The sequence below is a fragment of the Lamprocystis purpurea DSM 4197 genome (genome assembly GCF_000379525.1).
GTDB lineage: Bacteria > Pseudomonadota > Gammaproteobacteria > Chromatiales > Chromatiaceae > Thiodictyon > Thiodictyon purpureum.
Genome location: NZ_KB902463.1, coordinates 1 through 12,661, shown reverse-complemented (window position 1 = coordinate 12,661; position 12,661 = coordinate 1). Strand labels below are relative to the sequence as shown.

Sequence of the window (12,661 nt, the reverse complement as noted above, 5' to 3'; positions counted from 1 at the left end):
GTGATGCAGCGGGGTCTCGACCTGATCCGCGTGCTTGCCGATGGTGACTATCACTCCGGGGAGTTGATCGCCAGGCGGCTCGGGATCAGCCGCACGGCGGTCTGGAAGGCGTTGGCCAAGGTGGCCGGGCAACTCGATCTGGTCGTCGAGCGCGCGCCGGGGCGCGGCTATCGGCTGGCGGTTCCGTTGCAGTTACTGGAGCCCGAGCGGTTACTCCGCGCCCTGCCGACGGCCGCCGCGGCGCGCCTCAGCCGTCTCGAAGTCCTGCCACAGATCGATTCCACCAATCTGCGCCTCCTGGCGGAGGCGGCCGCGGGGGCACCGGCGGGAAGCGTGTGTCTGGCCGAACGGCAGACCGCGGGGCGGGGGCGGCGCGGTCGGACCTGGGTGTCGCCCTTCGCCGCCAACCTCTATCTCTCGGTCCTGTGGCGTTATCCGGCAGGGCCGGCCGCGCTGGGCGGGGTGAGCCTGGCGGCGGGGGTGACAGTCGCCGCGGCGCTGCAGCGGCTCGGGTTGGCCGAGGTGGGGCTGAAATGGCCCAATGATCTGCTGTGGCGGGGGCGCAAGCTCGGGGGGCTGCTGCTCGAGGTGGTCGGGGAAGCGCAGGGGCCGAGTCATCTGGTGGTCGGCCTGGGCGTCAACCTGCGCATGGAGGCTGACCAGGGACGTGCCATCGACCAGCCCTGGGTCGATCTTTTTCAGGCGCTGGATGGTCGGCCGCCGGAACGCAATGTCCTGGCCGCGGCGCTGATCGATGCCCTGTTGGAGATGCTGGAGCGCTTCGGCCAGGTTGGCCTGCGTCCCTTTCTCGCCGAGTGGGAGCGCTACGACCTGCTGCGTGGGCAGCGGGTGCAGGTGCAGCTCGGCGACCGGGTCATCGCGGGCACCTATGCCGGTATCGCGCCGGACGGCGCCCTGCGCCTCGATACCCCCGCTGGCCGTTTGTGTCTGCATGCGGGCGAGGTCAGTCTACGTCTATGAATCTGTTGATCGATATCGGCAACACCAACCTGCACTGGGCGCTGCATGACGCCGCCGGGCTCGGTCCGATGCAGGGTGTGCGGCATGGCCGGGGCGTGCCGCTGGATTTGCTGGCCGCGTGGGAGACGCTGGATCCGCCGGAGCGGGTCCTGATCGCGAATGTCGGCGGGGATCGGGTCGGCCGCGCCACGGCGCGGGTGGTCCGCGCCTATTGGGGGCTGGACGCGGAGTTCGCCGCCGTGCGCCAAGGCTATCTGGGCCTGCGGGTCGCCTATCCGGAGCCCGCCCGGCTGGGGGTGGATCGTTGGCTGGCCCTGCTGGCCGCGCATGAGCGCGGGGCCGGGGCGGCGCTGATCCTCGATGCCGGTACCGCCGCGACCTATGACCTCCTGGCTCCAGGAGGCCATCACCTGGGCGGTTTGATCCTGCCCGGTGTGGAGATGATGTGCGACAGCCTGCTGGCCGGGACCCAGATTCCGCGTGGTGATCTGGTCCCCGTGTCCGATCCCTGGGCCAGTGACACCGGCGCCGCGGTTGCGACCGGCGGTCTGCATGCGCTGGCGGCCCTGGCCGAGCGTCTGCACGATCGCCTGGCTGAGCGGCTGGCCGCTGAATACCAGGGGCCGGCGGCGATTGCCCCGGCCTTACTGGTGACCGGGGGCGACGGTGCGCGGATCAGCCCATGGATCGGGCGCCCACTCGCGTTGGTGCCGGACCTGGTGCTGCGGGGGCTTGCGCGCCTGGCACAGGATCCGCCTCCTGTCCTTGAGGTTGGTCAGGCTCCGGTCCATTAGGGGACTCCTTTGGCGTCTCGGTCGTTGTTTCACTTGTTTCCGACGCGTTACTCAGGAGCCCCCAAAATGTCGCGGAGCAGGGCAAACAGCGCTTGGGTGTCGATCGGTTTACTCAGAATCCGCAGGGTCGGGTCACGGGCGCGCGCGTCCGCGGTCGCCGCGGGGTCGCCGCTCATCAGGATCACCGGAAGTTCCGGTCGGTGACGGCAGAGCGTGCGATGCAGTGCGAGGCCGTCCAGGCGGGGCATGGCAATGTCCGACAGCACCAGGGCAATGGCCGGTTCATCGGCTAGCCGGTCGAGCGCGTCGGCGCCGTCCACGGCTTCCCGGATGCGGTAACCGGCCTGCTCCAATGGACGGCGCAGCGCTTTGCAGACCAGGGGCTCGTCGTCCACCAGCAAGATCTCGGGCGCTCCGGCGCCCGACTCGACGCGACCCTGCTTGGCGCCATGGGCCGCGGTCCGGTTGGGCGAGGACAATGGCAGCCGGAGCTGAACGCGGGTCCCCTCGCCCGGTGCCGAGGTGACCTGAACCGCGCCGTGGCTGTGCCGGGCGAACTCCTGCACCATGAAGAGCCCGAGACCGGTACCGCGACCGCGTGCCTTGGTGGAGAACAGCGGCTCGAACAGACGGGCGCGGACGGCCGGCGTCATGCCCACCCCGGTATCCATGACGCATAATTCCCCATAACCGGCGAGGTCGTCGACGCTTGAGCCGGTCACCGCGCTGCCCGCGGTCGGCTGGGCGGTGACGCGAATCGTCAACTGCCCGGCGGCCCCCATGGCATCGCGCGCGTTGAGTGCGAGGTTGAGCAGGGCGGCCTGGAGTAAGGCGGGGTTTGATAACACACTGATCCCCGGCGTCAGGTCCAGGGTCAGTGCGATCCGCGGCGGCAGCAGGCGCTGGATCACGGGTGCGAAGTCTTGCACCAACTCGCCGAGCGGACAGGGATCGACACTGACCTCCTCGCCGCGTCCCAGCGAGAGCAGGCCGGAGGTGACGACCTTGGCTTGAGCGATCGCGGCCTCGGTCTCGGCAAGCACCTCCTGCGCTTCACCCGTGTCCGCCGCGGCGGACAATAGATGTTTCAGGTAGTGCAGATTGCTGCCGATCACTCCCAGCACATTGTTGAAGTCGTGGGCCACCCCGGCGGCCAGGTGACCGATGACCTCACGCTGGCGTGCTTGCAGGAGACCATCGAGCACCGCCTGTTCGCGGAGGTTGGCGCTGATGCGCTGGGTCATCAGCGTCAGAATCTGCTGTTCCGGTTGACCCAGATGCGGCGCGGCGGTGCGGTCGGCGAGGTCGAGGAGGCCGTGGTGAACAACGCCCTCGGCGTCGCTCCAGGTCAGATCCATCCGGGTCAGGAACGCGAGGTCCGCGCCGAAGACCGGATGTTGCGGCATTGGCGATGGGTTGGCGGCCAGGTCGTCGGCGAGCACCGGTCCTGCCGCGCCACTGCTGTCGGCCGCCGTGTCACCCACCGCGACGAGCACGCGATAGTGTCGATCGCGGACCTCGGCGAGGGCCGCGAGTCCAACCCCGAGTGATTGGCAACCGTAGCTCAGGAGTGCCGGCAGGTGCTGCGCGGGCGGCTGGTAGCGGGTGGTCAGCTCCGAAAATGCTTCGAGCTTCGCGCTGTAACGTTGCAGCGCCTGTTCCGCCGTGGCCCGCGCCTGCTCGGCGAGGCGCTGTTCGGTGATGTTCTGCACCAGGCCGAGTGGCAGCGGTGCCCCGCCATCGCTCGCCGGCAGCAGGGCCACGCTGAGGTCACCCCACACCAGGGTGCCGTCGGGCCGCAGATAGCGCTTCGTCATGCGATAACTGGCACGCTTGCCGGCCAGCAGTTCCTGGAACAGACACAGGTCGGTGTCGAGGTCTTCCGGATGGGTGAAGTCGTCGAAACGCAGGGTCTGGATGGTCGCCGCGTCGCGTCCGAGAATCTGCTCCAGGGCGGGATTGGTAAATTGCGGGCGCCGGTCGGGTCCGACGATGGCCATGCCGATCGGCGCCTGCTCGAAGACCGCCCGGAAGCGTGCCTCGCTCTGCGCCAGCACGTGCTCCGCCAACTGTTCGGCGGTGATGTCGCGGATAGTGCCGATGATGCGGATGATCCCCGCGTCGTCGACCGGTTCAGCATCGACACTCGTATGCTTCACCCGGTTGTCGGCAAATCGTAAACGCAGGACCAAGTGGTAGGGACGCCGCTCGGCGAGGGTCTGGGTGATGGCGGCTTCCATGCCCGGCAGATCCTCGGGGTGGACCACGGCGGCGCCGACCGCGTAATCCACCAGGGCCTGATCCGGCGGGAGTTCAAAGAGACGCAGGGACTCGTCGGAGAACCAGACGGTGCTGGTGGCGATGTCCAACTCCCAGACGCCAACGCGACCCGCCCGTTGGGCGCGCGCCAGGCGTCGCTCGCTGTGCCGCAGTTCGCGTTCACTCTCCTGCCGGGCCTTGATGTCGGCCCGCAGGGCCGCTTCCATGCGGGTGAAGGCGGCACTGAACTCGGCGATTTCCCGCAGCCGGCTGGGCTGCGGCGCAACATCATGCTCCGGTCGGTCCAGTTGGGCGGGCAGGCGGCTGGCAATGGCGGCCAGCGCGGCAATGGGCCGGCCGATGCGCCGACTGAAGACGAAAGCACCGATCAGGGCGAGCACCAGGATGGTACTGAGTTGGCGGAACACGCTAAGCTGCACTCGCTGCAAGGCTTCCACCGCCCAGGTTGCGGTGAGATCCGAGACCAGTTGGATCGGTACACCCGCCAGGGTCAGGTCGGCGCGCTGCTGGAAACGGCCTTTACGGAAACGCGCCATGCGCGATAGCCGCGGGCCGGTCGCCGGTTGGAGATTCGGCTCGGTTGCCGAGTGCTGCGCCATCATGCGGTCGGGCGCTGCCGATGGCGGGTGATCCGGAGCCGGCAAGAGGGTCATCGTGATCCCGCCGGCCTGGGGCAAGAGCCAATGGATTTGCTCGATGAGCCCCGGCAGTTCGGCCCGTGCCGCGGCGAGGGTCGGCGGTGGGTCGGGCCGGTTGAAACGTGCGGCGGCGAGTCGACTGGCCAGGGTCAAGGTGTCGGACGCCTCCGCTTCCATAGCATCGGTCAGGCGGCGGATTTGGAAGATCGAGACACTCAATGCCGGAACCAGGACAGCCAGCACCATGGAGGTGAACAGGATCTCGCCGATGGGTACCGTGACGGCTCGCCGCCGCAGTAACTGGATGCTGAGTACGATCGCGCCGGCGAGCGCGGCGTTGAGTACCCCGTTGATGGCCTGTTTGAACGCCACCAGGGCCACCTCGGTGCCGGTCATGGCAAGCGGTCCGCCGTAGCTCAGGGCCACCAGGGGCATGCCGAGCACCAGCCAGTAGATACCGTCCGCGGCAGCCAGGGGTAACACTTCACCCCGTGGTCGTAGATAGCGGCGCAGCACACCCACGCACAGGGCCTCGGCGATCAGAATCAGCCAGGCATAGGGGTGGTGCCATAGTATAATCGTGTATGCCCCGCCGATGGCGGCCACCAGGACGCCGGCGCCGGTCCCCAGCCAGTGGATGGCCAACATGGCAAAAACCGACCCGAAGACCAGGTCCAGTCCATAGCCGACCGGCAGATGCGCGAGGCTGACGGTGAAGGCCGCCGCCGCGAGTCCGGCCACCCGGGCGAGGTCGCTCAAGCGCGCCGGCAGTCGTCGACCCGCGGTTTGCGCGGCGGGGGGGAAAGGGAGCGCCGTCATAGGAGATCCAGGCCCCGTTAATTTTGTTAGAGTATCGGGAGCATCCGGTGGTTTGCGGATGTTCACAACGCGCCGCTGCCTTCCTCGCGATCGGCAACGGACGCCAGGAAGGCAGTCACTGGCGCTTCCCCACCGGCAGTTTGTGCGATCTATCATGCCTGAACGCGCGCGTATCATCATCGTCGAAGACGACGTGGCCTTGGCCAGGGGGCTGCAGCGCATCCTGATCAGCGACGGCTTCGATGTTTCCCTGGCCTTTAGCGGCGCCGAATTAATCGATTTGTTGAACCGCGGTGATGTGGACCTGGTGCTCTTGGATCTGAATCTGGGGGCCGAGGATGGCATGGACATCGCCCGTGAGTTGGCGCGCACCCGTTCCACGGGGCTCATCATCATTACCGGGCGGGGTGGTAAGGCCGATCTGGTCGCGGGGCTGGAGGCCGGGGCGGATGACTTTCTGGCGAAGCCCTTCGATCCCGACGAGTTACGCGCGCGCATGCGTGCGGTGCTGCGCCGCCGTCAGCGCGGGCGGGATGCCCTACCCGTGCTCGCGGTCGGTCCCTTTCGGCTGAACACCGCGAATCGGTGCCTGACCCGTGAGGGCGAGGACGCGCGGATCGAGTTCACCGCGCGGGAGACGTCCCTGCTCGCCTATCTGATCGCCCACCTGGGTGAGCCGGTGCATCGGGCCGACCTGGCCCGCGGCGAGTATTGGACCCCGGACGACCGGGCGACGGATGTCCACATGAGCCACATCCGGCACAAGCTTCAAGGGGGCGGCATGTCCGGGTTATGTATCCAGCCGGTGCGGGGCGTCGGCTATCAGCTCACCTGCGTGCTGCCGGCAGATTCCGGGCCCAAGCGCTGATTCCGGTAGGCGATTCAGGACTTCGGAGGGCGCGTTGACCGGGTGCTGTACGCCCGGCTCAGGGCCTGGCGGAACTGGTGGCACCGGTCGAGAAATTCCCGTGTGCTCTTGGGCATGGGGACGCGGGCACGCACGATGTTGGTGACCAGGTCGGTCCCCTCGCGGATCAGGCGCGCGCCTTCCAGAGCCTCGCGGATGGTCGCCGCGTCCGGGGCCGCCGGCAACCGGGGCTGGATGTTGCAGAGGCGCTCGCGGGCGACGACATAACTTGGCCACACGCGAAAGATCCCCGGGTCGGTGCGCAGCATTTCGCACTTGCGCTTGCCGGCCTCGGCCAAGGCGTCGACGCGCGGGGCGATCATGGTGATCTGAGTGCTGTTGGAGAAGGCGTCTTTCAGGCCGGTACCGATGCGGTCGATGTCCCTCATGGTCATGGCCATCTTGAGGTAACGGCTTTCATAGAAGGCCTCGATGGGAATCGAGTAGGCCTTGAAAGGCTCACCCCAGAGTTCGTCGATTCCCTCGTCACCGCCGCGATGGCGCACCATCTTGCCCAGGTCGAGGGCCTCCATCAGGCACTGCCCGCACTCGCGCATGAGGGTGTTGTCGGGGGTGATCTCGATGCCGGAACTCTGCAAGTCCACCAGGCAGGTGAAGATATCCGTCGCGCGGTTGAACAGGGCACCGGCGAGCATGGCCCCGTTGACGCGCTTGCGCTCGGTGTCGGTTTCGGCCTGGTAGGCCGCCCGCGCCGCGTCGAGGCGGTTGCCGGGGATGTTGATCCCGAATTCCACATGATTGAAGAGGCGCCGGGTCAGTGCCTGGATCAGACCCTTGCGCGTTTCCAGGGTGTCGATCGGGGGATCGTAATGTTTGATCCAGTACCCGTCGTAGTAGACGCGCATCTCGCCATCGATCAGGCGGCGGGTACCGTTGGCCGTGGGCTCGGACATAGGACTTAATGAGCTGCCAGTGGGATGGGCAAGTGTATCGGAGGTTGGCGTCGCGTGCTTGCCGGTGCGGCCTGCGGTCGCGCGGTGTCCGCGCGTCGCATCGTCCCGGATATTGTTAGACTGGCGGTGTTCACCACCTGCAGCGGCGGAGCCGATATGATAACCAAAGACCAGTTTACCGCCATCGTGATGGCCTTGTTCGCCTGGGGACTCGCGGGGGGGCTGTTTGGCGCCTTGTTCGCGGGGCTGCATCAGGTGCTGTTGGTCGTGGGGCTGACCGGCTGGCAGCCGCCGGTGGTGGCGGCCGCGGCCGCGGCCATGACGACCTCCGCCTTCTACAGCGCGATGCCCGTTGCGCTGGCCGGGGCCATGGCGGGTGTGCTGGCATCTATCGGGTCGCTGATCGTGTTCGGCCACGATCCGGGGCTGCTCCAGATTGCCGGGGCGGCCGGGGTCGCGGGGCTGGCTGGCGGGAGCTTTTTTGCCTGGATGACGGGTGGCGGCGGCCGTCCGCTGGCCCGGACCCTGGCCGGGCTGGTCGGGGGGGTGATCGCCGGTGGCGGCGTCGCCGCGTTGGTCGCCGCGACCGGCCACCGCGCGGGTAGCTTCGTGCTGGCTGCCGGCGTGGTGGCGTTGGTGGGAACCCTGTTCGAGCTCTCCGAACGCTGGTTGGTCAGCCGCGGCGGCGCGTTATTTCCCGCCGGTCTGTCGGCGGCGGTCGTGGCTGGTCTGATCGCCACGATGGTGGGTGCCGGCGTGTGGCTGCTCGGGGGCGCGCCGACCTTGGCACTGGACGGCACCAGCCAGGATCTGCTGGGTCAAATCCGCCGCGAGCTTCCCCCGGGATTTCTCGGCGGGCTCTTGGGTGGAGCCATTACCGGCGTTATCTTGGAGTCATTGGGTTTTCATCTGGAAGATCACGCCTGACGGCGCGGTGCCTGACGGTACCCCGGCGCCTCCCGGCGCGGTACCATGAGTCGGCAGACGGCAACCCGATCCGGCGTTCAGCGCGCGTACCGGGTGCGCGTACCCGATAACATCCACAACAGGACTCAGGCGATCGACAGACATCGCCTTCAGTCAGCGGCCCATCGGAGAGTTCACATGAATGCGCTCGATATCCTTGGAGCAGTGATGCAGTCCGGCATGTCCCCACAAGCCGGGGATCGCATGGGCAGCATCCTCGGTCAGATCATGGGTGGGCAGATGGGCGGCGGCGCGCCCGCCGTTGCGGGCGGTACGCCGGGCGGCGGCATGTTCGATGTGCTCTCCAAGGTGGCCGGCGCCATGATGGGTGGGCAAGGCGGGACGTCCGCGATGGGTGGCTTCCCCACCGAGATACTCAAGCAGGTGGCCGGTGCCGTGCTGGGCGGTCAGGCGGCCCCCGGCAACACGGCCACCGGTGCCGGCTCGCTGGCCGTATTCGGTACCCTGGCGGCCCAAGCCCTGGAGATGGCAAAAGGCGTGTTTGGGGGGGCGCAAGCCCAGGCGGGCGGTCCAACCAACGTCCGCATGGACAACCAGACGGCGGTGCTGGCCGGCATGCGTGCCCCGGCCAACGCCCAGGAGCAGCAACAGGTCATGGATGTGGCCATGTTCACGCTGCGGGCCATGATCAGCGCCGCCAAGGCGGATGGTCAGGTCGACGAACAGGAGCGTCAGCGCTTGCTCGGCAAGCTCAACGAGGGCGGCATTTCGCCCGAGGAGCAGCGCTTCGTCGCCGAGGAGATGCAAAAGCCCATCGACCTGGACGCCCTCACCCGGACGGTGCCCAACCAACAGGTGGCGGCGCAACTCTATGCCGCGTCCCTGATGACGATCGCCGTCGATACCGATGCCGAGCGGCATTACCTGGCCGATCTGGCCGCGAAGCTCAAGCTGGATCCGGCCGCGGTGACCTATATGCACCAGGCGGTCGGTCTATCCTGATGCGCTGTCGTGTCTCCAGTGGTCCAGGTCGGCTGGTGCCGGTCTGGGCCGGCGCGAGCGCCCACCGTCGGTGCGGTGCTTGGATGCGGAAGACCCGGCCCGGCCAGACCCCTTATCCGACCTCAAACTTGGGAGACATGGTTTTGATCACGATGTTGTTTTTTATCGCTATAGGGATCGTTATCGGCTGGAATCTGCCCCAGCCGTCGTGGGCCAGGCAGTGGCAAGACAAGGTCGTTGGTTTCGTCCGTTCCATCACCAACAAGGCCGGTCAATGATCGTTGCCGCGGCGGTTTCTTCAGTAACCCGGAGGCCCATAGATGTCTGAAAGCAAAGCCGAACAGGCCACCCTGATCCTGGGTGACAGCCAATATCAACTGCCGATCGTCGAAGGCAGCGAGCACGAACGGGCCATCGATATCCGTACCTTGCGTGACCGTACGGGCTATATCACGTTGGACCCCGGATACGGCAATTCCGGCAGTTGCGAGAGTGCGATCACCTTTATCGATGGGGAACAGGGCATCCTGCGCTATCGCGGCATCCCCATCGAGCAGTTCGCGGGCAGCCCGACCTTCACCGATGTCGCCTGGCTGCTGATCTTCGGCGAATTGCCGACACCGGCCGAGTACGAGGAGTTCTCCGCGGATCTGACGCGCTTCGCGAATCTGGACGAGGGCATGAAGCACCAGTTCGAGGGCTTCCCGCGCACCGCTCCGCCGATGGCCATCCTCTCGGCCATGATCAACGCGCTGTCCTGTTTCCACCCGGAGTTGCATGAACTGGAAGATCTGACCCAGTTCCGCCACGCCGCGGCGCGTCTGATCAGTAAGATCCGCACCATCGCGGCTTACGCCTTCCGCAAATCGCGCGGTCTGCCCTACATCTATCCGGACCCCAGTCTGAAGTACGTGCCGAACTTCATGCACATGATGTTCTCGCAGCCGTACAAGCAGTATATCTGCCCCCAACTGGTGCGTGAGGCGCTCAACCTGATCCTGATCCTGCATGCGGACCACGAACAGAATTGTTCGACCTCGACCGTCCGCATGGTGGGCTCCAGCGGGGCCAATCTGTTCGCTTCCTGCGCGGCCGGCGTCTGTGCACTCTGGGGACCGCTGCATGGCGGTGCCAACGTGGAAGTGCTGACCATGCTGGAGCAGATCCACGCGGGCAACATGACCCCGGAGGAATACGTCAAACTGGCGAAGGACAAGGACAGCAAGGTGCGCCTGATGGGCTTCGGTCACCGGGTCTACAAGAATTTTGACCCGCGGGCGCGCATGTTGGCGAGTGTCGCCGAGCGTCTCCTGCCGCAATTGAGCGGGGATGATCCGCTGCTGGAAATCGCCCGACGCCTTGAAGAGATTGCGCTCTCCGACCCTTATTTCATCGAGCGCAAACTCTATCCCAATGTCGACTTCTACAGCGGCATCATCCTGCGGGCCATCGGCATCCCCACCAACATGTTCACCGTGATCTTCGCGATCGGTCGGCTGCCCGGCTGGATCGCGCACTGGTGGGAGCATGATCAGACCCAGCGCAACAAGATCGCGCGTCCGCGTCAGATCTATGTCGGCGAGACCTTGCGTGACTATGTCCCGAAGGAGCGGCGGGGCTGACGGCGGCCCATGTCTGAAGCCCCCGACAGCGCTGCGGTGCAGCGCTATCTGCTCGCGCTCCAGGACCGCATCGGTGCGGCCCTGGAGCAGGCGGATGGGCAGGCCCGGTTCCGGGAGGACGCCTGGAACCGACCCGGCGGGGGCGGCGGCCGCACCCGCGTGATGGCGGATGGGGTCGTGTTCGAGCAGGGCGGCATCAATTTTTCGCAGGTCTTCGGCGACCGGCTGCCGCCCGCCGCGACCGCCAACCGTCCGGACCTGGCCGGGCGGGGCTTCCAGGCCATGGGCGTCTCCCTGGTGGTCCATCCCCGCAATCCCTATGTGCCGACCTCGCATCTGAATGTGCGGTTTTTTATCGCCGAACAGTCGGGTGCGCAGCCGGTCTGGTGGTTTGGTGGCGGTTTCGACCTGACGCCTTATTACGGCTTCGACGCCGATGCCATCCATTGGCACCGCAACGCCCATAGCGTCTGCCAACCCTTCGGTGAGTCTGTCTATCCGCGCTACAAACAGTGGTGCGACGACTATTTCTACTTGAAGCATCGCGCTGAACCCCGAGGGATCGGCGGGATTTTTTTCGACGATCTGAATGCCTGGGGTTTCGACCGGTGCTTCGCGTTCATGCGCGCGGTCGGCGACCAATACCTGGCCGGCTATCTGCCCATCCTGGAGCGCCGTCGCGACTGCGCCTATGGGGAGCGGGAGCGAGCCTTCCAGAAATACCGGCGCGGCCGTTACGTCGAGTTCAATCTGGTCTATGACCGCGGGACCCTGTTCGGGCTCCAATCCGGCGGACGGACCGAATCCATTCTGATGTCAATGCCCCCGGAGGTCAGTTGGCGTTACGACTGGCGGCCGGAGCCCGGCAGTCCGGAGGCGGCACTCTACGAGCGCTTTCTGGTGCCGCGGGATTGGGTGACGGAGAGGCCGGAGGTCACATCCGGTTGAACGCGAGCCGGTCACCTCACGCAAAAGCCGTCTTTGGTCTATCCTTGACCCGGTGGAAAGGTCCACGTGCCACGCTTTCCTGTATGGATGGTCGATCCAAAGCGGCGGCAGGTCACCATCTACACCGGCCCAACCACGGGCGAGCGTTTCGATGCCGCCGACCGGATTACCGGGAACGGTATCCTGGAGGGGCTAACCCTGGACGTCGCTCGGTTGTTTCCGGCTTAGGAACCGACCCACGGTGGCCCGCTCGATCGCCGCCCCACCGGAGAGTCGGCCTTGATCATCGTTCCGGCCGGCCGCGGACGGTCCGCTGTAGGGTCCGCTGTGCGGACCGGGGACCTGTAGGGGCCGCTCTGCGGACCGGCGACCTGCGCGATCGGCACCCTACACGAGGTTCCACCGGCGGGCTCCGCGGTTTGCTGAGACTACCAGGCATCCACCGGGCTCCTAACCGGCACCACCCCCGGTCGATTGAGCACATGGGTATAAATCATCGTCGTCGACACATCGGCATGTCCCAGCAATTCCTGCACCGTGCGGATGTCGTAGCCGGCCTCCAGCAGGTGTGTCGCGAATGAATGCCGCAGCGCATGGCTGTTGATGCGCTTGGGGATACCGGCCCGCTGCCCGGCCGCCNTGATNTCGCTTTGTAAGGACGATTCGTGCAGATGGTGTCGGCGTACCACGCCGGACTTCGGGTCCTGCGCCAGGCGGCTGCTCGGGAAGACGTACTGCCAGATCCACTCCCGCGCCGCGCTCGGGTATTTGCGGCTGAGGGCCTCCGGCATGTACACGTTGCCCGCCCCTGCCGCCAGGTCGCGATCAT

At 66.5% G+C, this 12,661-nt stretch carries 12 protein-coding genes; 9 read left to right on the top strand and 3 right to left on the bottom strand.

What is annotated here, in order from left to right:
* Positions 1–3 precede the first annotated feature (3 nt).
* Positions 4–981, top strand: coding sequence for a bifunctional biotin--[acetyl-CoA-carboxylase] ligase/biotin operon repressor BirA (birA, locus tag A39O_RS0109055; protein ID WP_020504343.1), 978 nt, complete (start codon positions 4–6; stop codon positions 979–981).
* The gene (locus A39O_RS0109050) at positions 978–1,775 is read left to right on the top strand and encodes a type III pantothenate kinase (protein WP_020504342.1); all 798 of its coding nucleotides are present in this window, start codon (positions 978–980) and stop codon (positions 1,773–1,775) included. Before birA ends, A39O_RS0109050 begins: the two co-directional genes overlap by 4 nt.
* A 47-nt stretch (positions 1,776–1,822) precedes the next feature.
* On the opposite strand, the gene A39O_RS36430 is transcribed toward A39O_RS0109050, so the two are convergent.
* Positions 1,823–5,512 (bottom strand): PAS domain S-box protein, encoded by a 3,690-nt coding sequence (locus tag A39O_RS36430; protein WP_020504341.1) that lies wholly within the window; start codon positions 5,510–5,512, stop codon positions 1,823–1,825.
* A gap of 154 nt (positions 5,513–5,666) precedes the next feature.
* Here A39O_RS36430 and A39O_RS40625 point away from each other — a divergent pair, with 154 nt between their 5' ends.
* The gene (locus A39O_RS40625) at positions 5,667–6,380 is read left to right on the top strand and encodes a response regulator transcription factor (RefSeq protein WP_020504340.1); all 714 of its coding nucleotides are present in this window, start codon (positions 5,667–5,669) and stop codon (positions 6,378–6,380) included.
* Positions 6,381–6,394: 14 nt separating this feature from the next.
* Here A39O_RS40625 and A39O_RS0109035 read toward each other — a convergent pair whose 3' ends face one another.
* Positions 6,395–7,333 (bottom strand): hypothetical protein, encoded by a 939-nt coding sequence (locus tag A39O_RS0109035; protein ID WP_020504339.1) that lies wholly within the window; start codon positions 7,331–7,333, stop codon positions 6,395–6,397.
* A gap of 156 nt (positions 7,334–7,489) precedes the next feature.
* On the opposite strand from A39O_RS0109035, the gene A39O_RS0109030 reads away from it, so the two are divergent.
* The 6 genes from A39O_RS0109030 (at position 7,490) to A39O_RS40620 (ending at position 12,060) form a co-directional block, all read left to right on the top strand.
* The gene (locus A39O_RS0109030; RefSeq protein ID WP_026199261.1) at positions 7,490–8,260 is read left to right on the top strand and encodes a hypothetical protein; all 771 of its coding nucleotides are present in this window, start codon (positions 7,490–7,492) and stop codon (positions 8,258–8,260) included.
* Between the two features lie 177 nt (positions 8,261–8,437).
* Positions 8,438–9,262, top strand: coding sequence for a tellurite resistance TerB family protein (locus A39O_RS36425; RefSeq protein ID WP_157639889.1), 825 nt, complete (start codon positions 8,438–8,440; stop codon positions 9,260–9,262).
* A gap of 143 nt (positions 9,263–9,405) precedes the next feature.
* The gene (locus A39O_RS43120) at positions 9,406–9,540 is read left to right on the top strand and encodes a hypothetical protein (RefSeq protein WP_281170068.1); all 135 of its coding nucleotides are present in this window, start codon (positions 9,406–9,408) and stop codon (positions 9,538–9,540) included.
* A gap of 42 nt (positions 9,541–9,582) precedes the next feature.
* Entirely contained in the window at positions 9,583–10,884 is a 1,302-nt protein-coding gene (locus tag A39O_RS0109015) for a citrate synthase (RefSeq protein ID WP_020504335.1), read from the top strand.
* 9 nt (positions 10,885–10,893) lie between these two features.
* Positions 10,894–11,832, top strand: coding sequence for an oxygen-dependent coproporphyrinogen oxidase (hemF, locus tag A39O_RS0109010; RefSeq protein ID WP_020504334.1), 939 nt, complete (start codon positions 10,894–10,896; stop codon positions 11,830–11,832).
* Between the two features lie 66 nt (positions 11,833–11,898).
* Positions 11,899–12,060, top strand: a complete 162-nt coding sequence (locus tag A39O_RS40620; RefSeq protein WP_157639887.1) for a PDDEXK family nuclease — start codon at positions 11,899–11,901, stop codon at positions 12,058–12,060.
* Positions 12,061–12,260: 200 nt separating this feature from the next.
* On the opposite strand, the gene A39O_RS0109000 is transcribed toward A39O_RS40620, so the two are convergent.
* Positions 12,261–12,661, bottom strand: a 401-nt coding sequence (locus A39O_RS0109000; RefSeq protein WP_020504332.1) for a tyrosine-type recombinase/integrase, incomplete at its 5' end; no start/stop codon positions are given.